Annotated in this window: 34 protein-coding genes and 1 other RNA gene; 4 read left to right on the top strand and 31 right to left on the bottom strand. The window is 34.1% G+C overall.

Annotated features, from left to right (window positions below; translation table 11 throughout):
- Positions 1-28 precede the first annotated feature (28 nt).
- From QTL86_RS03400 to QTL86_RS03290, 23 genes are all read right to left on the bottom strand, one after another.
- Positions 29-205 carry a hypothetical protein gene (locus QTL86_RS03400; protein WP_410495040.1) on the bottom strand — a complete coding sequence of 59 codons (177 nt, stop codon included), beginning with the start codon at positions 203-205 and terminating at the stop codon, positions 29-31.
- Between the two features lie 52 nt (positions 206-257).
- Positions 258-536, bottom strand: coding sequence for a hypothetical protein (locus QTL86_RS03395; RefSeq protein WP_410495041.1), 279 nt, complete (start codon positions 534-536; stop codon positions 258-260).
- Positions 537-614: 78 nt separating this feature from the next.
- Complete coding sequence (locus tag QTL86_RS03390) at positions 615-1,436, bottom strand: DNA-methyltransferase (protein ID WP_410495042.1); 822 nt, start codon at positions 1,434-1,436, stop codon at positions 615-617.
- Positions 1,437-1,518: 82 nt separating this feature from the next.
- Positions 1,519-1,848, bottom strand: a complete 330-nt coding sequence (locus QTL86_RS03385) for a hypothetical protein (RefSeq protein ID WP_410496473.1) — start codon at positions 1,846-1,848, stop codon at positions 1,519-1,521.
- 21 nt (positions 1,849-1,869) lie between these two features.
- Positions 1,870-2,085, bottom strand: a complete 216-nt coding sequence (locus QTL86_RS03380; protein ID WP_410495044.1) for a hypothetical protein — start codon at positions 2,083-2,085, stop codon at positions 1,870-1,872.
- Positions 2,086-2,106: 21 nt separating this feature from the next.
- Positions 2,107-2,271, bottom strand: coding sequence for a hypothetical protein (locus tag QTL86_RS03375; RefSeq protein ID WP_410495045.1), 165 nt, complete (start codon positions 2,269-2,271; stop codon positions 2,107-2,109).
- Between the two features lie 21 nt (positions 2,272-2,292).
- Complete coding sequence (locus tag QTL86_RS03370; RefSeq protein WP_410496472.1) at positions 2,293-2,610, bottom strand: hypothetical protein; 318 nt, start codon at positions 2,608-2,610, stop codon at positions 2,293-2,295.
- 34 nt (positions 2,611-2,644) lie between these two features.
- Complete coding sequence (locus tag QTL86_RS03365; protein ID WP_410495047.1) at positions 2,645-2,938, bottom strand: hypothetical protein; 294 nt, start codon at positions 2,936-2,938, stop codon at positions 2,645-2,647.
- Positions 2,939-3,158: 220 nt separating this feature from the next.
- On the bottom strand, positions 3,159-3,611 hold the full coding sequence (locus QTL86_RS03360; protein WP_013655983.1) for a hypothetical protein: 453 nt from the start codon (positions 3,609-3,611) through the stop codon (positions 3,159-3,161).
- 34 nt (positions 3,612-3,645) lie between these two features.
- Positions 3,646-4,125 (bottom strand): hypothetical protein, encoded by a 480-nt coding sequence (locus QTL86_RS03355; protein WP_410495798.1) that lies wholly within the window; start codon positions 4,123-4,125, stop codon positions 3,646-3,648.
- A 66-nt stretch (positions 4,126-4,191) separates the two neighbouring features.
- Positions 4,192-4,569 carry a hypothetical protein gene (locus tag QTL86_RS03350; protein ID WP_410495169.1) on the bottom strand — a complete coding sequence of 126 codons (378 nt, stop codon included), beginning with the start codon at positions 4,567-4,569 and terminating at the stop codon, positions 4,192-4,194.
- 1 nt (position 4,570) lies between these two features.
- Positions 4,571-4,756: a hypothetical protein gene (locus QTL86_RS03345; protein WP_410495170.1), complete on the bottom strand. Its 186-nt coding sequence runs from the start codon at positions 4,754-4,756 to the stop codon at positions 4,571-4,573.
- A complete protein-coding gene (locus tag QTL86_RS03340; RefSeq protein WP_410495171.1) occupies positions 4,743-4,976 on the bottom strand; it encodes a hypothetical protein in 234 nt (77 codons plus the stop codon). Before QTL86_RS03340 ends, QTL86_RS03345 begins: the two co-directional genes overlap by 14 nt.
- Positions 4,977-4,978: 2 nt before the next feature.
- Positions 4,979-5,242, bottom strand: coding sequence for a hypothetical protein (locus QTL86_RS03335; protein WP_410495173.1), 264 nt, complete (start codon positions 5,240-5,242; stop codon positions 4,979-4,981).
- Positions 5,242-5,490: a hypothetical protein gene (locus QTL86_RS03330; protein WP_410495174.1), complete on the bottom strand. Its 249-nt coding sequence runs from the start codon at positions 5,488-5,490 to the stop codon at positions 5,242-5,244. Before QTL86_RS03330 ends, QTL86_RS03335 begins: the two co-directional genes overlap by 1 nt.
- Positions 5,463-5,882, bottom strand: coding sequence for a hypothetical protein (locus QTL86_RS03325; RefSeq protein WP_410496471.1), 420 nt, complete (start codon positions 5,880-5,882; stop codon positions 5,463-5,465). The genes QTL86_RS03330 and QTL86_RS03325 overlap by 28 nt, the downstream gene beginning before the upstream one ends.
- Positions 5,879-6,067 carry a hypothetical protein gene (locus QTL86_RS03320; RefSeq protein WP_410496470.1) on the bottom strand — a complete coding sequence of 63 codons (189 nt, stop codon included), beginning with the start codon at positions 6,065-6,067 and terminating at the stop codon, positions 5,879-5,881. Before QTL86_RS03320 ends, QTL86_RS03325 begins: the two co-directional genes overlap by 4 nt.
- On the bottom strand, positions 6,068-6,829 hold the full coding sequence (locus tag QTL86_RS03315; RefSeq protein ID WP_410496468.1) for a conserved phage C-terminal domain-containing protein: 762 nt from the start codon (positions 6,827-6,829) through the stop codon (positions 6,068-6,070).
- 42 nt (positions 6,830-6,871) lie between these two features.
- Positions 6,872-7,111, bottom strand: a complete 240-nt coding sequence (locus QTL86_RS03310; protein WP_410496467.1) for a hypothetical protein — start codon at positions 7,109-7,111, stop codon at positions 6,872-6,874.
- Positions 7,108-7,284 carry a hypothetical protein gene (locus tag QTL86_RS03305; protein WP_410496466.1) on the bottom strand — a complete coding sequence of 59 codons (177 nt, stop codon included), beginning with the start codon at positions 7,282-7,284 and terminating at the stop codon, positions 7,108-7,110. The genes QTL86_RS03310 and QTL86_RS03305 overlap by 4 nt, the downstream gene beginning before the upstream one ends.
- Before the next feature lie 12 nt (positions 7,285-7,296).
- Positions 7,297-8,175: an ORF6N domain-containing protein gene (locus tag QTL86_RS03300; RefSeq protein ID WP_410496465.1), complete on the bottom strand. Its 879-nt coding sequence runs from the start codon at positions 8,173-8,175 to the stop codon at positions 7,297-7,299.
- Entirely contained in the window at positions 8,172-8,312 is a 141-nt protein-coding gene (locus tag QTL86_RS03295; protein WP_410496464.1) for a hypothetical protein, read from the bottom strand. The genes QTL86_RS03300 and QTL86_RS03295 overlap by 4 nt, the downstream gene beginning before the upstream one ends.
- 12 nt (positions 8,313-8,324) lie before the next feature.
- Positions 8,325-8,606 (bottom strand): helix-turn-helix domain-containing protein, encoded by a 282-nt coding sequence (locus QTL86_RS03290; RefSeq protein WP_410496463.1) that lies wholly within the window; start codon positions 8,604-8,606, stop codon positions 8,325-8,327.
- A 290-nt stretch (positions 8,607-8,896) separates the two neighbouring features.
- Between QTL86_RS03290 and QTL86_RS03285 the strand changes: the two genes are divergently transcribed.
- The 3 genes from QTL86_RS03285 to QTL86_RS03275 all read left to right on the top strand — a co-directional run bounded on the left by QTL86_RS03285 (position 8,897) and on the right by QTL86_RS03275 (position 11,412).
- Positions 8,897-9,298 carry a helix-turn-helix domain-containing protein gene (locus tag QTL86_RS03285; RefSeq protein ID WP_410496461.1) on the top strand — a complete coding sequence of 134 codons (402 nt, stop codon included), beginning with the start codon at positions 8,897-8,899 and terminating at the stop codon, positions 9,296-9,298.
- Between the two features lie 21 nt (positions 9,299-9,319).
- Complete coding sequence (locus tag QTL86_RS03280; RefSeq protein WP_410496460.1) at positions 9,320-9,751, top strand: ImmA/IrrE family metallo-endopeptidase; 432 nt, start codon at positions 9,320-9,322, stop codon at positions 9,749-9,751.
- 125 nt (positions 9,752-9,876) lie between these two features.
- Positions 9,877-11,412, top strand: coding sequence for a recombinase family protein (locus QTL86_RS03275; RefSeq protein WP_410496459.1), 1,536 nt, complete (start codon positions 9,877-9,879; stop codon positions 11,410-11,412).
- Here QTL86_RS03275 and ssrA read toward each other — a convergent pair.
- Positions 11,367-11,715: a transfer-messenger RNA gene (ssrA, locus tag QTL86_RS03270) on the bottom strand. The two genes, QTL86_RS03275 and ssrA, sit on opposite strands and share 46 nt — an antisense overlap.
- Positions 11,716-11,900: 185 nt before the next feature.
- The gene (gene smpB, locus QTL86_RS03265; protein ID WP_013657799.1) at positions 11,901-12,371 is read right to left on the bottom strand and encodes an SsrA-binding protein SmpB; all 471 of its coding nucleotides are present in this window, start codon (positions 12,369-12,371) and stop codon (positions 11,901-11,903) included.
- A gap of 183 nt (positions 12,372-12,554) precedes the next feature.
- On the opposite strand from smpB, the gene QTL86_RS03260 reads away from it, so the two are divergent.
- Positions 12,555-13,433, top strand: a complete 879-nt coding sequence (locus QTL86_RS03260; RefSeq protein WP_410496458.1) for a DMT family transporter — start codon at positions 12,555-12,557, stop codon at positions 13,431-13,433.
- A gap of 123 nt (positions 13,434-13,556) precedes the next feature.
- On the opposite strand, the gene QTL86_RS03255 is transcribed toward QTL86_RS03260, so the two are convergent.
- From QTL86_RS03255 to rnr, 6 genes are all read right to left on the bottom strand, one after another.
- Positions 13,557-13,772 (bottom strand): (2Fe-2S)-binding protein, encoded by a 216-nt coding sequence (locus tag QTL86_RS03255; protein WP_013657801.1) that lies wholly within the window; start codon positions 13,770-13,772, stop codon positions 13,557-13,559.
- A 386-nt stretch (positions 13,773-14,158) separates the two neighbouring features.
- Complete coding sequence (locus QTL86_RS03250; protein ID WP_013657802.1) at positions 14,159-14,335, bottom strand: (2Fe-2S)-binding protein; 177 nt, start codon at positions 14,333-14,335, stop codon at positions 14,159-14,161.
- A 74-nt stretch (positions 14,336-14,409) separates the two neighbouring features.
- Entirely contained in the window at positions 14,410-14,586 is a 177-nt protein-coding gene (locus QTL86_RS03245; RefSeq protein ID WP_013657803.1) for a (2Fe-2S)-binding protein, read from the bottom strand.
- A 106-nt stretch (positions 14,587-14,692) separates the two neighbouring features.
- The gene (locus QTL86_RS03240; protein ID WP_410496457.1) at positions 14,693-16,024 is read right to left on the bottom strand and encodes an FAD-dependent oxidoreductase; all 1,332 of its coding nucleotides are present in this window, start codon (positions 16,022-16,024) and stop codon (positions 14,693-14,695) included.
- Between the two features lie 312 nt (positions 16,025-16,336).
- Positions 16,337-16,942 (bottom strand): N-acetylmuramoyl-L-alanine amidase family protein, encoded by a 606-nt coding sequence (locus QTL86_RS03235; RefSeq protein ID WP_410496456.1) that lies wholly within the window; start codon positions 16,940-16,942, stop codon positions 16,337-16,339.
- A 179-nt stretch (positions 16,943-17,121) separates the two neighbouring features.
- Positions 17,122-19,323: a ribonuclease R gene (gene rnr / locus QTL86_RS03230; protein ID WP_410496455.1), complete on the bottom strand. Its 2,202-nt coding sequence runs from the start codon at positions 19,321-19,323 to the stop codon at positions 17,122-17,124.
- Between the last annotated feature and the right edge of the window lie 107 nt (positions 19,324-19,430).

Here is a 19,430-nt window from a genome sequence, read left to right as displayed (position 1 = left end):
CCTCTTTCAATTTTGGATTTGTTTAACCTTAATCCACTTTTAAAGATTTTCTAGTGAATCCTTTTTCTTCTGCAAATTCTTTAATTGCTTCCTCTTCCTCTTCTGTTCTTCTCGTATGCTCTACTCCATATCCTCTTGTCATTCCACAACTAAATGCCCAAAGCATAAGCCATTCAAATTCTGCTTTATTTTTTGGCATCTTCATCTTCTTTCCCCCTAACAAATTCTTATTTTCTCAAACAAAAAGCCACCAACCGTTATTGGTTAGTGGCAATACTTTTTAGAACTTCTTTTTCATTTTCAGCAACAACCGTAACAACAAGATTGGTTGACATTTGAAGTATTTCAGCAATTCTATTTTTGCATCTTTGAATAGCAGCATCATTAAATATCTGTAACTTGATTTTTTCTACTTCTTCTTGGCTAGAAAACTTATTAAGGACACTCATATAATTCTTTTCTTGAACTGCAATAAGTTCTTGTAAATGGTTAATTTCAGCCTTTTCACTAACAGATAAATTGTACTCTATTTTCACTATATCATCCCCTTTTATGAGATTATACCACTAACCAATATTCGATTGTCAATGTACTAAAAATTCATTTTGTTTTTGTTAAAGCTTCATCTGTTGAAATTTACTATCTTCTGTTACTAGCATTTCCTCTTTAGCTCTTCTGTAAAAGTCCTTTGATATTTCAAATCCATAACTACTTCTGCCAAGTTCCATACATGCCCTTAATGTTGATGCGCTTCCACAACATGGGTCAATTACAACGTCTCCTGGATCTGTAAATGTCTCAATCAGTTTCTTTAGTACGTTTACCGGCTTCTGTGCTGGATGAATTTTAGGTATATCCTTACCATCTTTACCCCACTCAAACCAATTAAATACCATGTGCCCTGTTCCTCTGATGTTCTTTCCGTTTTCGTCTACTTGTAGTCCGTTTCTAAACTTAGGCAACCTATCTCTATAAAATAGCAATGCATATTCTGTTGCACCTACAACCCTCATATTTGCTTTTAATACTTGAGGACTATAATTCTTAATGAATACTAGCGGTATGTAATGCTTAAATCCATGCTTATCTGCTGCAAGTATTAATGTGTTAAGTTGTTCGAATGAACAAAATACGATCATGCAAGGTGAATCACTGCTTCTTCCTCTGTTCCCTGGCTTATCATCTTCTTTCTTTAGAAGCTTTGAACAGAAGTGAAAGTACTCATATAAGTTAAAGTTGAAATCACTATTGAATGCTGCCTTCTTTGCAAGTTTACTTTCACCATTTTTATTATCTCCACCTACATACCACATTGGGTTTGAACCATAAAAATTAGTTCCTATGTTGTACGGAACGTCTGCTATTACCAACTGCGCTTTAGGTATCCCATATCTTTTATAGTTTTGAAAGTTATCATTAAATAATTCTGTTTTCATTTTTATTTAGGAGGTTCCTTAAGGATTTATGTGGCCACGACCTCTTTTCCTCCTATTCTTTTTATCTAAACAAAAGTCAATTTTAATCTTCATCCCTATTAAGCCTTAAAATATCATCTACAATATCAAGCGTTAAATATTCTTTTGGTATATCCAGTGATGCAGTGTCAAAACATGATCCTACTTCTTCTAAATCACTTTTCAAACACGTATAAGATTGAGTTGATATGTCAACACCGCCTATAAGCCTTAGTCCTTCTCCTATGTACTGCACTCTATAGCAGTCACCATATCCAGGCATATTAACTTCACCAACAACTATAAATTCATTGTCACTTCCAAACTTGCTTAATAGTTCTCTATCAAGTTTGGTTCTTTCTTTTACTTCACGAATTATAAATTCTAATACCATTCCTACCACCCTTTACAAAGATTAATTTGTACATATTATTGATTTGATATTGTCTTTGTTAATTATTACGCTATCACCAAGCTGAACGCTTTCAATGTGAATGCTATCGTCGTATAAAATGTAAACTTCGCCTTTTACTATTTCCCCACTTGTTGTTTCTACTTCTACGGCGTCTCCCTCTTTAAGTTCTGTGTCTCCATCAATTATCCATATTGTTACTGTACTTATATCTGCCATGCTTTCACCCTTTCAAAGAGATTAATTAATAATTGCTATTACTGTATTTTCTTCATCTTTGCGACTTATCTCTATAATTTCTGTTACTAAATCGTATTGCCCGAAGTGATCTCTAACATATACATTTCTATTTCCATATAGCTGCAAACAATCTTCTAGCTCTGCTATTAGCTCTACTAAGTCCACACTATCACCCTTTACAAAAAGTTATTTTATTACCTTAGGCTTAAAACCTAATATATCTTCAATCCCTATCTGCTCTTTTTGTCTTGAATTACCGATTAATACCTTATGTTCAAATCCACTTATATCTAAGTCAAATAATTCTTCAAAGCTATTGAAAGTCTTTCCTACCACATCTTTGTGTGGAAGATACCCTACTATGTCACTAACCGTTAACTTATCATCTGTGAAAACTTTAATCATATCTCTTTTAGTTCTCTCTGGATGTTTATTAATTAGTGTTTCAAATGGATAATCAACCTCATTAAACATCTCATTTAAAATTTTTACCCATGCTTTCATGTAACCTCACCTTCACAAAAACTATTTGTTTAATTTAATCTCTTGGTGGCCTTGGGTTGTCTCCACTACTTGTTAATCTGCCACCATTTCCATACCTGTTTATATCTGTTAAATCTCTTTTTATTCTTCCAGTAAGTCCGTCTATGTGTTGCAAAATACCGTTAAGCTCGTGTAGCTTATTCATTGCTTCATCCAGTTCCGTTGTATCTACTTCAACTTTAACTTGAATACTACCTGATCCGTTACTTTTAGCTTCATTAAGCTGCTCTTTTAATGTCTTATTCTCTTTCACAAGTGCCGATATGTACTGCTCTTGACAATAACTCACGATTATTCCTCCCTTAATAGAAAAACACTTTTATATATCTCTGAGTGGGCACCACTTAGGACTTGTCTTGTGCTCATTTCCTCTTATGTGTTTACATGTAACCGTTGGATGCTCGCATCTCCTATATGTTCGATTAGGGCATTTAGGTCCATACATGTGTTTACATTCCTTGCACTTTGGTACTGCCATATTCTCACTCCTTAAACAACAACACTTTGTTTTAACCACCAATATTGGGATTGGTACATTCCCATGTGTAATCTTTAAACTTTACTTCTTCATTTTTTATGATTGTACCTTTGTGTATTTCAATATCTTGATTAAATTCCATACCTCTCTCATATCCATAAATCTTAAAATCTACATTGTATTTTTCAGATATGCTTGCAAGTTCATGAGCTTCTATTCCCCATGCTTGCTTATACTCAAGAGCCAATACATCTTGCTCATAATCAAACCATATTTCATCTTCTTCTATAAACCCTCTCCTTGAGTCGTTAAGATAAAATCCACTCTTGCCAGTTTTTACAATCATGAAATACTCTTCTTCTTTAATCTCGGCTTCTTCTGAATCTGAAAAGTGTCCCATAGGTTTAATACCATTCTTTAGAAAATTGATAATATCTTCTTTACTACCTCTTACTTTTAATGTTCCCTCACACCAATTTGGCATTATCTATTCCTCCTTAATAAAAATCAACTTTGTTTTATGCTATTCCTAATTCTTTCTTGATTTCATCTTTGCTATATCCTAGCTGCCATTCACACCCTTTTTCTACTAGCCTTTTGCAAAACTCTTTATAGCTAATTGCATCTTGTGGCAAGTAACCTATTTCTTTTGCCTTTTCAATTATGTTATCTTTTGTTGTAATGCTTACGCCCCAACAAGTAGCATATAAGCCACCATAACCATTATTACCATCACTATATTTACCTGTTACTATCCATTCCCTAAAATCATTTACAAGTGCCCATAGAGTGCCACCATGTGAAAATCCCCAATGTCTTCTATTAAGTTCACTGTAAGCACATATAGCTTTTCTTGTATAATCATCAATGAAATATACTCTATTGTTTCTGATTTCAAATTCAGCTAAATTTCCTTTTGTTTCAAAAAAACCTCTATCTTGCTTAGAGATCACTTCTAATAGTTGGTTAATTAACTGGCATCTTTCTTTTTTCCCCACACTTTCATCTCCTTAATAAAAATCAACTTTGTTAAACCAATCCTTTGAACAATCAAGTTATCTATCTTATGCACCATAGTTCATGCCTGAACTAAACATATTTTTAGGATATTTAAGCAATTTTCCGTCTTTTGTTTTTACTATAAATTGATTATTTAACTCTTCGATAATCTCATATTCATCATCTAATGCAGATAATAATTTTTCATAGCAATTTATTAGTTTGATTTTTTGAGAAAAATCCATTTTGGGATTGTAATCTACCTTTTTCAAGAAAAATAACTTGCAGCTTCTCATTCTTATATTCTTTTGAATTGATGTTCTTATACTATGAGCTGCAACATTATTATCTTTTGCTGCTTCACATACGCTCGCATATTCTCCAACATATTCACCTGTATAATAATCTAACTGAACTATTTCTATTGGCTTATTCCCATACATGCTATTCCTCCTCTATAGCTATAAATTTCCTCCCTTTGTATTTTCCACTCATTCCTTGATTTATGTTCGAATATAAAGCTCTACATGTTATACCTGCCCAAGCTGCAACCTCTCTACTTGTTCCTACAAAAAGAGGTAATTCTAAACTATCTACTGTAACTGCCATATAAATCTTAGGTTTTGGCATTTAGAACCCTCCTTATCCTTTTAACATTATCTTTCCCATAGCAAAGATCTCTTCTTATGCCTTCAAGTACATTTATTACTTCTGCTGTAGCTTCATTGATTTGCAGTTCATTAAGCTCATTAATCTTTTCATCTAATAACCGTATATCTTTTCTAGTTGCTTCTACTGTAATTTTGAATCTCTCTATAGATTCATCTTTAAGTTGTTGCTTTGATTTCATTCTCACCACAACCTTAACTGGCTCTCGCCAAATTCATCCGTAACCTCTTTAAAGGCTACTTCTTCACTTCCAATTTCACTTCTTAGGTAACTCTTAAGATGTTCCTCGCAATTACCATTGCACTTAATAGTGCCTAAATAGTGAAATATATCCTCTATCTCACAAGCCTTTATTCTGCTTTTACTAAAGCTTTTATGTACTACTTCTGCTGTTACAGGTTTTCCACCTAGCTTGCTATTTCCTACATAAGCTTTCCAAACTTGCATTATAGCTTCTTCCAACCTACTGAAATTCCATTTTTCTCTAATTGATATGCCAACCAATACAACCTGTCCCTACAATAGCTTGTAGCTACTTTATCTCTTTGAAACTGCCATACTATCTCTGTAACACCGCTTGGCATACTTTTAAGTTTTCTAATCTTATCGCAAACCTGTGTAAGCTTTTTAATATCCACATTATTTTTATCTAATGCATAGATTTCACTTAACATTTTCCAAGCACCTTCTTCCATAATGGCCTGTTTGCTAATGCTATATCCTTATCTGCTTCTTTAAGTGCCTGTTGTAAAGTGTTATTGTTTAATTTAAGCTTATCTATTTCTTCCTCTCGACAACTTATAGTAAGTTCTCTGAGCTTAAGTTTATTTTTTAGGCTAGCAATTTCCTTGTCCAAACTTTCGTTTGTTTGGGTAAGCTCTGCTACCTCATATGCTAGTTCAATATTCTTGTCTACTGCTTCTGTAAGTTCTTTAGATTTAGCTATAAGTTGTTCTTTAGTATCATTTAGTAGTTTATTAGCTATTTTATTTTTAGTTTCTTCTCTCCTTACCTTGGCTTCTTGTTCTAATGCAATACTTTTTGCTTGTTTTCTGTTACAACCTGTAACTATAGTTTTAATCTTCATTTGCACTTCACTCCGTTCATTAGATTATTGGCTACTACTACTTTTGAACTTTCTTCCGTTCTACCTGGTTTATTATTCTCTATGCAGAATAAAGCCAATACTCTAGTGCTACTACAATTAGCTTTATTTGCAATTTCCTCTGCCCATTTCATAAGATCATCCGTTGCTTTGTGTGGATTACTCACTTAATGACCCTCTCTTTCTTTAACTAGTTTTGATTTCCTTTCTAGTTGTAATTTTTCTAATTCATCAAAGTCCCAATCATGAGAAGCCATGCTATTAAATTTTTCGATTTTGCTACTTGATGGGCCACTTTCAGATTTACCAATATTCTTGTATTGATTTAGATACCCTTCGAATTTATCTTCATTGAACAAGGTTGATGGTCTTAAATACTGTTCAAACTGTGTTCCTTTCCATTTACTAGACATTGTAAATATTACTTTTTTAAAATCATCAACGGTATAATGCTCTTTTAATCTAGCTACAATCAACCTCCTTGTAGTCTTGCTAGTTGGTTTATAATTAGTTCCACAAATACTATTCAAATACTCAATAATCAGTACAATATTATTAATATCTGTATTATTAATATCTGTATTATTCTCTTTAACCTTTTCTTCCATAGGGGTATTAACCTTTTCTTCCATAGGGTGTGGAAGAATTCGTAAATACCTATAGAGAATTTCTTTACTACCCTCTTTATATGTAATTTCTAAACTTATATAATTCTTTTTGACTAATTGGCTAATCCATGTTGATATAGATTTTTTACTAACACCATAAAGTTTAGAAAAATACTCATTGCTCGCCCAACAATATCCCTTGTCATTGCAAAGTGCTGTTATTTCTCCGTAGAGCAGCTTAGCATTAGCGGTAAGATCACTATCATATCTAACATTTGCTGGTATAATAGAGTAATATGCCCTGTTAATCGCATCTGACATATTGCATATTCACTCCTTTCGTGTTAATATCATCTTGAAATTTTATTTTCTATACGCCTTACTGTAGTTGCCGCTACGTAGGGCCTTTTTCTTTTCAAATTCTCTTTTGTAACGTTCACGTTTAGTAATATACACTCCTCCATAGAAGCTTAAAATTATTACAGATGGTAAACCTAGTATAATTTTCACTTCGTCAGAAGATAGCTGTGGTGGAAATAAAACGAGTGTAAATGCTACTATTAGTGCACTAGCTGCTAATAGTTCTTTAAGAAAGTTTTTCATTTTAGCATCCCCCTTAACTGAGTATTTAAAGAACTGTAATGGCTTGCTCCTGCACTATCTCCTACTCTTAAGCATTCATGTACCTTTTCTCTATTGGCCCTAATCTTAGCTTGTAAAGTAGATGTAATAGCTTCTCTTTTTTGTTGCTTTAATTCCTTTGCTTTTTTATTCATTAGCTTGTCCTCCTATGCTACTCCGTATTTAATTGACATTTCTTTTACTATTGCTATGTAAATCTCTCTTAATCTAGCTTCGCTTGCTATAACATCAAGCTTGCTAATCTTATTAGCCTTGCTAGTACTACCAGTTTCCTCTAATACTTTTCTTCTCATATTAGTTTGCCTAATGTTTAGTTTTGCTTTAGCTCTACTATCTAGTAGCTCATAGCTTTCTTTTCTAATTACTTGGATATTCTCATTTCCACCTAGTTTTTGTGCTATCTTATTGATTAAATTAGTTGTTTCGACTCGCCATGCTGCTGAATCAAGTATGAGAGTATCTCTAATAGCCTGTACTTCTTGCTTTGCTTCTATTGCTGTATTATTAACCTGCATAAGCTGCTCTTTTACTGCTTTCATATCCTGTAACTGTGCTATTAATATATCCTCTATGCACATAGGTTTTTGTTTGACAGCTTGTCTCATTGCAAAATACTCACGTCTAAATTTTTTGCGTAGTTCCTTAGCTTTATCAGTTTTCATGAGTCCAACCAATGCCATATAGCCTTGTTCTGATAAAAGGTAAATGTTTTGTGAAGCATTAAGAGCATTTTGAGTATATATTCCGCTGTTCTTTGCAATCACCGCGAATTCTTCATTGTATTTCAAGTCCATAATGTCAATGCCTGCTTCAAATTCATCTGTATTATTTTTAATAAGCTTGTTTACTTCCTTTAATTCGATATTGTGAATTTCAGCTACTGTCTTGGCTAAAACCACCTTTTCATCTTGTCCAAATCCACCTTCAATTACTGGAATTTCAATTCCCATAAATTCTGTATTACCTTTTAAAATTACCGGAGTCATGTCTCCTTGTGCTAATGCACTACTCATTTGGTTGCTCATGCTGTTTCTCCTTCCGAATCTGAATTATCATTTGTTACATACTTAGCAACATAGTCACACAATTGTTCAAATGTCATTCCTGTTAGTATAAAAGCTTGATTATCTAAAGATAATTTACTTATATCAACTTTTTCCATGATTTTTCCTCCCTAAATGATTGATATGTATACTTTTACAAGTTCTTTTTGCTTTTCTGTTAGTCTGTCATATTCTACAGCAAAGTCTAATGCATCATTAGAAAGCATATTCTCTGAGTCAATTAAATACTGAATATTAACCCTAAAGAACTCAGCTACTTTCTGCAACTTATCTACACCAGGATTACCGCTTTTCCAGTTACAAATTGTTCCTTTTCCAAGTGATAGTTCTTTTTCTAATTGAGTAACCGAGATACCATTTTTATTACATAGGGTTTTTATTTTTTCAAACATATAATTTTCACCTCCTTCTAGCACACAAGAAGAAAAAAATCTCCTATATATATTGACAGGATAAAATATACATTGTATAATTCAAATCAGAAGAATATTTTCTCCTGTGATTGCATAAAAATTAAACACTCGTCGGGCAACGGTTGTATTTTGATTGCAATTTACTATTATACTAAGTATTTTTTTGTCGTATTTGTGCTGGTAACTAAAGTATAGACGATTATTTACTTAGTGTCAATATGTTTGGAAGAAAATTTACTAACTTTTTATATTGAAGAGAGGTAAATAACATGTCAATTCTAGATAGCATAAAAGAATTATGTGAGCAAAAAGGTATTACAATGACTTCACTGGAACGTGATTTAGACTTTGGAAAAGGGACAATAAGAAACTGGGATAAGAGTTCTCCAAGTATTGATAAACTCCAGAAAGTAGCTGACTACTTTCATGTATCACTTGATAAACTAACTCAAAGAGAAGATAAAATATTAAAATTAAATGCACGAGATGAAAAAGACATTGCTAAATCTCTTGAAAAAATAATGCAAAACTTAGAAAACGGAGAAGCTCTAGCTTATGGTGGGGAAGTCCCTTCAGAAGACAGAGAACTCTATAGAGTTGCAATCCAAGGTGCTCTAGAGATGGTTAAAATAAAAAACAAAGAACGTTTTACTCCTAAAAAATACAGATAAAATATAGCTAGGGGGATTATATTGAGTAAAGAATTTATAGACAGGACTATAGATAAGCTTACAAGAAATGGGAGTATCACTAGCCTTTTTCAGATTGCTAAAGACAATCATATTATAATACATGAGGTAGATATTGGAAGCGGTGGTGGATACTATTTCTATGAAAAAAGATATGGTGTGATTATTCTAAATCACTCGCTATCTTATTATCATAAACTAATTGTATTGGCTCATGAAATTGCTCATGCAATCTTGCATCCTCATGAACATGCACACTTTACATCTATTGGTATTAGATCCAATAGAAATGAAAATGAAGCAAATTATTTTGCTTGTAGGTTGCTTGATGTGATAGGTTTTTGGGAAAATGATAATTTATGTGTATATGAACATGAATTATCAAAAGCTGATAGAGGATTTATTGAAACTTACAGAAACTATTCAACCCCATAATATAAAATGGGACTAAGTGTTGGTAGCACTTAATCCCTATTGAGTGTATGAGATATATACATACACAACTACAAGTTTAGTATATCTTATACACTCCTCAATATCAATAAAGGAGTGAATTTTGAATGGCACTTATAAAAAAAGTTGCTGTATACGCTAGATATTCAAGCGATAATCAGCGCGAAGAATCTATAGAAGCTCAAATAAGAGCTATAAATGATTATTGTGATAAAAATAATTATAAGGTTGTAAAAATATACACAGATGAAGCCAAATCTGCAACTACAGATGATAGACCACAGTTTCAAACAATGATTAAAGATAGCTCTAACGGACTATTTGACATAGTAGTAGTTCATAAACTAGACCGTTTTAGTCGTGATCGCTATGACAGTGCTTTTTATAAAAGAGAACTTAAGAAAAATAAGGTTAGGCTTATATCTGTGCTTGAAAATCTTGATGATAGCCCTGAATCTATTATTCTTGAATCTGTTTTAGAAGGAATGGCTGAATATTATTCAGCTAATTTGTCTCGCGAAGTCATGAAAGGTATGAAAGAGACAGCGTATCAGTGCAAACATACAGGAGGTATAGCCCCGCTTGGATATGATGTTGCTACTGATAAGACATATATCATAAATGAATATGAAGCTGAAACCGTAAGAATTATATTTGATATGGCATATAGGCAAAAATCTTATTCTGAAATAATAAAAGTATTAGAGGAAAGTAATAGAAAATCGAAATTAGGCAGACCTTTTAGCAAAACTAGTTTAAACTCCATTCTTAGAAATGAAAAATATTGTGGGGTATATGTATTTAATAAAACTGGTCAAAAAATACGTGGCAAAAGAAGTGTTTATAATAAAAATGAGAACGAAGTAATACGTATTGAAAATGGAATGCCTGCCATAGTGAGTAAGGATATATTTATTGCTATAAACAAAAAAATGGATACATGTAGTCAATCAGATAGGTTGGCAAAAAAGGCGACAGAAATGTATCTACTTAGTGGAAAAATAAAATGTGGCTTATGTGAATCCTCCATGAAAGGGAATAAAAGATATTGTGGTAGAAACAAGAATAAATATGTAACATATGACTGTTCTAATAGACGTAATAAACAAGGATGTACTGCTAAAAGTATTTCTACAAAACTAGTTGAAGACTTGGTTATAGATTATTTAGAGGAAGATTTCTTTAGCTATGTAAATATAGACTCATTGGCAGATAATATCTTAGAGTATAATAAAACTCTTAAACATGGTGTACCTCAAACTATCACTGCACATAAGGCAAAATTAAAGCAAATACAAGGTCAAATTGATAATATTGTAAATGCTATAGCATCAGGTATGTTTCATATAAGCATGAAAGATAAAATGGATGATTTAGAGAAACAAAAAGCCATGTATGAAGCAAAAATAGCTGATCTTGAATTAAAACTCGCAAATTACAAATCGATAGATAAAGAGAACATTGTAGCTTTTTTTGAAAGTAGAAAAGGATTGCGTAAAAAAAGCCCAGATGAAGTTAAAACTATCATCCAGACTTTTATAAATAAAATATCCGTTTATGAAGGCTATATAGAAATTCATTCTATTGTGCCTACCATGCATGGAGGTGAGGAGAATCGAACTCCTGTCCGAAAGCCCATATAGCGTGGTCTCTACCATCATATTCTTTGTTTTGACATTCCCTCCATCTAGCGCCCAAAGACAGGCTCTAGATTTTAGTAGCTTCATAATGTTCACGTTGGCTCAAAGCTTTGCCAGGTGAAGGATCCGCGAGTCGAAGCCCTGATCTAAGCTGCGGAGGACTTAGGAGGACTGCGCCTTAATTAGGCAGCGATTGCTAAATTATCTTCAGCGTTTACTTTAAGTGCCAGCTTTTAACGTAGACTCCGGCGTTCTACGGATGGCTGCCCCAGTAGATGTGACCCCCGTCGAAACCAGTGCACCCCCTTATTATAACAAGAACAGTGTCTTGCTGAAGTAAGTGCCTTTTACGCTGTAAAGACATGCTCCTACTTCTAATAAGGTGACCAAGGTTTATAACGGCTAGATCGACTACACTAGCAGTTAGAATGTTATTATACTATAGCTTACGTTTACTTACTAGAAGTAATTTCTGCTAAAGTTACCAAAATTTAGAGGTTTTTAATTTTAAATTCTCTTTCGCTAGCACGTTGTGTATCCTTCTTCACGATATCTTGACGTTTATCATGAAGCTTTTTACCTCGTGCAAGCCCCATTTCCACTTTTACCAGGCTACCTTTGATGTATACACGTAGTGGTACAATCGTCATTCCCTTTTGAGTGGTTTCACCAATGAGTTTATTAATTTCTCTTTTATGAAGTAAAAGCTTACGGGTACGCAGTGGGTCTTTATTAAAGATGTTCCCGTGATCGTAAGGGTTAACATGCATATTGAAAATAAATGCTTCCCCATTTTTGATCTTAATAAAGCTTTCTTTAACAGAGCATCCTCCTTGACGAATGGATTTTACTTCTGTTCCAGCAAGTGCAATACCTGCTTCATAGACTTCATCTATAAAATAGTCATGGTATGCTTTCTTATTGTTAGCTATGACTTTAAAGCTAGTTCTATCCTTAGCCATGGTGTGCTCCTTTCTTCATCTCGTGTGCTTATACATTATAACATAATTTGTAAAAAATGCAAGGCTACTTATTAATTGCAGCCTTCAAGGACTTGCAACACGCTCCTTAAAGGGCTATCCTTATATAGAGGTGGCACTATTCAATCACCATCATAGATTATAGACAGATTCGAGGAACTTATTATGAACAAAAAATACAAAGGCATACTTTATATTCTACTAGCTGCCTTTTGCTTTGCACTAATGAATACCTTTGTAAGGCTCTCCGGAGATTTACCTTCTATTCAAAAAAGCTTTTTTAGAAACTTTGTGGCGCTCCTAGCAGCTGCCTTTATTTTAAAGCGAAGCAAAATCGGCTTTTCTTTTAAAAAAGAAAATTTCACGCTTCTTTTATTACGTGCTACTTGTGGCACCGTAGGCATCTTATGTAATTTCTATGCGGTGGATCATCTTCTGCTTTCTGATGCTTCTATGCTCAATAAGATGTCACCTTTCTTTGTGATTATCTTTAGCTATCTCTTCCTTAAGGAAAAGGTGAATTGGGTACAGTCACTAGCTGTCATTGGCGCTTTTATAGGAAGTTTATTTATCATTAAACCGTCCTTTAGTAATCTAGACTTAGTGCCCTCTTTGATTGGCTTATTAGGAGGCATTGGTGCTGGAGCAGCTTATACAGCCGTTAGGGCATTAGGACAAAGAGGAGAAAAAGGGCCCTTTATCGTCTTTTTCTTCTCCACCTTTTCTTGCTTAGTGACCTTACCATTTCTAATCTTTCAATATCATGAAATGTCTTTACTTCAAATTGGGTATTTACTCCTTGCAGGCCTTGCTGCTACTGGTGGTCAATTTGCTATTACAGCAGCTTATTGCTACGCTCCTGCTAAAGAAATCTCTGTATATGACTACTCACAAGTTATCTTCGCTGCTATTCTAGGCTTTATCCTCTTTGGCCAAATACCGGATCTATATAGTAGCCTTGGTTATGTCATCATCTGTGGTATGGCTGTCTTTATGTTCTTATATAATATGGGCTATTTAACCAGAAAAAATCCACAAGCTTAATTAACTTAATCAAAGGCACCGCGTAAAAATAGAATGATTCAACGCTCTATTTTGACACGGTGCTTTTAATAACACACTATTTAGCTTACTTTTCTACGTGCTTACCTCAACCAGAGGTGAGGTTTAAAAACTACCTTCTTCTTTATATCTAGCTAATAAATCTTCAATGCTACCTTTACACTTTCTACCATGACAAGAACCACTCATAGCTCCTGTCTTAGCTTTGACCTTCTCCATTGTATCTGCACCATCCATAATAGCTGCTTTAATTTTAGCTCTTGTCACTTGTCTACAAACACAAGTTTTAGTTAGTCGATCTTTAATTTCTTCTTCGTTCATTTCCATCCTCCCTTCTATTCCATTTATCTTTAATAGTATGATACCTATTTATTTCTCTCTCTATTATATTATGAAGGCTTCTTTAGCCTCATCACTCTCATATGTCATGCTTTTTCATTATTATTGTTCTCGTTGTCGTTAAGCAGTTTTTTAAGCTGTTAGTCATTAACTAGCAATTCACTTTTTTTCGTTAAGTAGCCTCATTAGGGAGAAAAGCTATCTACTGAAGGCTACCTTGGAGCTGAGTTTAGAACTTCTTAGTAAAGCGAGACAGTAGCTGAAAGTAGGTAGCTTTTCGGACTAATGAGGTGGCCTTAAGACAATAAAGAGGGCATTGCCATCTCGCAATACCCTCTGCTTCAAACAAATGCTTAGTGTTCGGTTGGCTATTCTTTGTCTTTTAACATCCTATGAATCTGACCTTTACAACGTTGTCCTTTGCAAGCACCTGCGCCTGCACCTGTAGCAGCTTTAACACCCTCTAGGGTTGTTGTTCCATGATCAAGTGCTCTTTGGATACTTTCCTCTGAAACATGCTTACATAAACAAACTTGTTTGCTCATAGATTGTTCTCCTTTACCTGTCACTTAAGTTGTCATTCAAACTTCCTCTAAGCGTTGGTTTGTTTATTAGAAAACTATTTGTTAGCTTCGATTAAGGCTTCGATTTTCGCTTTGCAACGTCCACCGTGGCAAAAACCTGTTGTAGCTCCTGTAGCTTCTTTAACAGCATCTACAGTATCAGCTCCTTTTTTGATAGCCTCTACAATTGTTTCCTCAGAAATATTTTTACATAAACAAATAATATCGCTCATTGTCCCACTCCTTTAAATCTTATCTCGGTATTATTTTCTCCAGGAATCTTACACACATACCTTGTAAGTTTCCCCATTTACCCATTATATGGTAAATTTATCATTTTTACAATGTTTCTAATGCTGCTTGATTTAATAAGCCCCAAGGTTTATTAAAATGTGGTTGGAAGAAGAAATCAGTCATTGCTAATTCTTCTACTGTCATTTTATTTTGGATGACTACAGAAAGGGTATTCATCATTTCTGTTAAATCATACTTAGATAAAATTTGACCACCTAAAACCACTCTTGAGCTTGCATCATAAACTAATTTAAGCATTACTTTTTCGTTAGTTGGCATAAAGCCTGGGCGGTAAACATCTTCTACCATAACACTTGCTACTTCTTTAGAAGTTGTTGCTTTAGCTACTTCTTCTGTCATACCTGTAGAAGCAATGTCATAGCCATAGATCTTAATACCTGAAGTACCTTGTGTACCCATGTATTTAAGCGTTGGTTTCACTAAGTTTTTAGCTACTAAAGTACCCATTCTTACAGCATTAGTTGCAAGTGGAATATAACGTGCTTCTCCTGCTGGGTTAAAACGTACCACGCAGCAATCTCCAGCTGCAAATACATCTTTACGGCTTGTCTCCATATATTCATTGATTAAGATAGCACCATTAGGTAATGTATCTAATCCGTCTTTTACAAGGGTTGTATTAGGTTTGAAACCAATGCAAAGCACTACTAAATCTGCTTCAAAACTATCTTTATCAGTAATAACCTTCGTTACATGACCATTTTCACCTTCAAAGCGTTCTACCATTTGGTCTAAAGCAAGTTTAACACCTTTTTCTTCAAAAGCTTTTTCTGCTACTGTTGTAAAAGGCTCATCTAGATATTTACTCATAATACGTGTTTCTGCATCGATTAAAGTAACATCTTTTCCTTTCATTTCAAAGGCTTCGGCTAATTCTACTCCAATGTAGCCTGCACCAATAACAACTACCTTTTTAGCTGATTTTGCTTTTTCTATAATCACTTGTGCATGGTTATAGTTTTTGCAAAGCTCGATATTACCAAGGTCTATTCCTTCAAGCGGTGGAATGATTGGCCATGAACCAATAGTAAGTACTAATTTATCATAGTGATCTGTTGTTACTTCATTTGTATTAAGATCTTTTACTTCTATTTTTTTATTTTCAAAGTCAATATGTGTGACATCATGTTCCATCTTTGTAACCACACCGAGAGTCGCTAAGCCTTCTGGTGAATTATAAAATAGACTTTCTGTAGTAGGTACAACACCACCTACATTTAAGGCAATACCACAAGATAAAAAGGAAATATTATTGTTTCTTTCATAAACGGTTACTTCTGCATCTTTATGTTCTTTTTTAATGTTAACAATAGCTGCGGTTCCTGCATGTGTACATCCTATAACAATTACCTTCATTGTGATACCTCCAATGGTTTTTTCAAAATGTTAGCCTCATTTATTTATTATACGAGGATTTATAATTAATATACCACTAAGAATAATTATTATCAACTAAAAATTACTTTTTTTGATTATTTCTTAACGAGTTAAATTTTGGCAAAAAAAAAGAACCAAGTTATTGTAAACTTAGTTCTTTCTTATGTTAATCAACTCCTGCTAATATCTCATTCATCATTCAAAGAAGACTTCATCCTTTAATAGAGCTTTTAAAAACCACCTCTTCGCAGCTAAGTTTGTCTATTCCTAAACATACTTTTATGAGCCTACTTACTTTTCATTTTCCATTAAAGTTTGATATGCCTCCTCCACTCTTTCTAGAAAGTGTCCCCAATGATTTAAGATAAGCCTCGGACATTCCTTTCCACTACAATCTTGGTGGGTTTTTACCTGACTAAGTGGAATATCATAGTTTTTCATTAAATAAGCAATCATCTGTACGGCATTTTCTTCTGCTACTTCATAATTACCAGATTCACAAATTTCAATACCGATGCCTTCCTTATTATCTTTACTGCTACCTGCATGAAAAGCGACTTCAGTAACTGGTACTGCTTCTACAATTTCATTCTCATCCACTACCATATGAAAGGAAGTACTTGAAGTATTTGTAGGGTTCACCAAGTAGTCCCTTTCATTTTGCGCTGTACTATTAAGATTAGCTGTATTATGCACTACAATTGATTTAATGCGCCTTTTCACCCCTGGTCTTTTATTAGACTCTGGAATATTTTCTATTTGATAAGGAATCCCTATGGCTGCTTCTACCTGTCCTACTTCGATAGGCTTTTGATGTGGACGCCATAAAATCCCCATGGTCATGACAAATAAGCTTCCTATAATGAGAAGCATCGCTATTTTTTTAATGACTTTCACTTTAATCCCCCTATAAATTCAATAGCTTACTATCGCTGTCTATTTTCTCATGTATTCATTCTCTTATGATATGTCATTATACTACAACTTTTTTATCAAATCCACAAACTAATCTTGGAAGTCATAAAAGGCCTAGATGAGACTATATGCCTCATCTAGGCCTTTTTACTTTTTACTCTTTATTCATTGTCTGCTTCATCTTTAAGGATTACAAGACTGCCTTGGTCTTTGTAAAACTCTTCTTCACTTACAAATCTAAAGTCAATGGTACGTGTCATTAAATCTGTTTTAATGACTTGTACATGTACTTTATCACCTAGGCGATAAATTTGTTTACTGTGTTCACCAATCCAGCGATGTCCTTCTTCATCAAAGATATAGTAGTCATCTGCCATTTCTGTCACATGAACTAAACCTTCTACCGTATTAGGAAGTTCCACGTAGCATCCCCAAGAAGTAGTCCCTGTAATAGCACCTTCGAACATCTTGCCGATGAACTGCTCCATGTATTCGACTTTCTTGAGTTTGATTGTTTCACGTTCTGCTTCATCTGCTCTTCTTTCACGAAGAGAACATTGCTTAGAAACCTCTGGCATACGTTCTAATAATTTTGCTTCTTTCTTACCTTTTAATTCATTATGAAGGTTGTATTTAATAATACGATGAATTTGAAGGTCTGGGTAACGACGAATAGGTGAAGTAAAGTGGCAGTAATACTTAGCTGCTAAACCAAAGTGACCGTTGCATTCTGCTGTATAACGTGCCTGCTTCATAGAACGAAGGAGCAAGTGACTAATAATACTTTCTTCTGGTTTACCTTCAATCTCTGCCAATACCTTTTGCATATCCTTTGGATGAATCTTAGTCGTGTTGCCTTTTATCTGATAACCAAAGTTATTGATGAATTCTGTAAGGGCTAAAATCTTTTCTGGGTCTGGATCTTCATGGCTACGATAAACAAAAGGTTTTTCTTGCCAGAAATAATCTTCTGCAATGGTTTCATTACATACAAGCATAAATTCTTCGATAATACGTGTGGCTACATTACGATCATATGGCTTCATTTCAAGAGGGACACCCTCTTTATCTAAAATCACTTTAGTCTCAGGGAAGTCAAAATCAATAGCACCACGTTTCATACGTTTCTTACGTAAAACATCAGCTAATTCTTCCATGGTCTTAAACATTGGAATAAGGTCTTTATAGCGTTCTTTTACATCTTCATCTTCATCTAGAAGGATCTTTTTCACATTCGTATAAGTCATGCGTTCGTCAATGTTAATAAGTGTCTCCATAATTTCATGGCTTTGGACGTTTCCATTCTTGTCAATCACCATCATACAAGTTAAAGCTAGCCTGTCTACATGGGCATTTAAAGAGCAAATACCATTACTCAGCTTATGAGGAATCATTGGAATAACACGGTCTACTAGATAAATACTCGTTCCTCTTTCATAAGCTTCTTTATCTAGTGGTGAATGTTCTTTTACATAATGGGTAACATCTGCAATGTGTACGCCTAAACGATAGTTGCCATTTTCTAGTTTTTCAATAGAAATAGCATCATCTAAGTCTTTGGCATCTTCACCATCAATGGTTACCATTTGAATAGCTCTTAAATCAGTTCGGCCCTTTTTGTCCTTATCGGCTACTTCAGAAGGAATGTTTTCAATTTCCTTCATCACATCCTCTGGGAATTCTCTTGGTAAGTCATACTGATAAATAATAGATAAAATATCTACACCAGGATCATTGATATGTCCTAAAATAGAAATAACTTGCCCCTCTGGATTACGACGTTCCTCTGCCCAATCTGTAATTTTAACAAGTACTTTATGGCCTGTTACTGCACCTTTAGAAAACTTTTTAGGGATGAAGATATCTCTTGTATATTTTTGATCATCTGGTACTACAAAACCAAAGTTTTGACTTTCCTCATAAGTACCTACCAGACTTTCTGGTCCACGTGTTAAGATTTCAATAACTTCTGCTTCTGCACGTTTCTCAGCTGTAGCTGGTCTTGTGATACGGCACATAACTCTATCTTTATGCATGGCACCATTAACACCTGAAGCTGGAATAAAGATATCCTTTTCTTCTTCATCTAGAATAAGAAAACCAAACCCCTTTGGATGTCCTTGGAAGGTTCCTGCTACTAGATTATACGTCTGTGGTACGGCAAATTTGCCACGTTTGGTACGAATGATTTTACCTTCTGCAATAAGTTCGCCTATAATTTCTTCTAATTCTGGTCTGTCTGAAGGTGGAATTTGGAGCACCATTATTATTTCTTTAATCTTCATGGGTACATAATTAGGATTTTTCATCATCTCTAAAATGACTTGCTTCCTCTCTGCTGTACGGTTCATTTCTTCTCTCATGATTATCATCTCTTTTCTTTATGGATGCCCTAACATCATCTCAATGCAACACTACTATTTTATGATTTCTTTCCTACTTCTATTATACCATATTTTACATATGATTA

This window comes from Cellulosilyticum sp. ST5 (genome assembly GCF_046529625.1).
In the GTDB taxonomy this organism is placed as follows: Bacteria; Bacillota; Clostridia; order Lachnospirales; family Cellulosilyticaceae; genus Cellulosilyticum; species Cellulosilyticum lentocellum.
The sequence above is the reverse complement of the archived record's forward strand: the minus strand, read 5'-3'. Positions and strand labels throughout refer to the sequence as shown.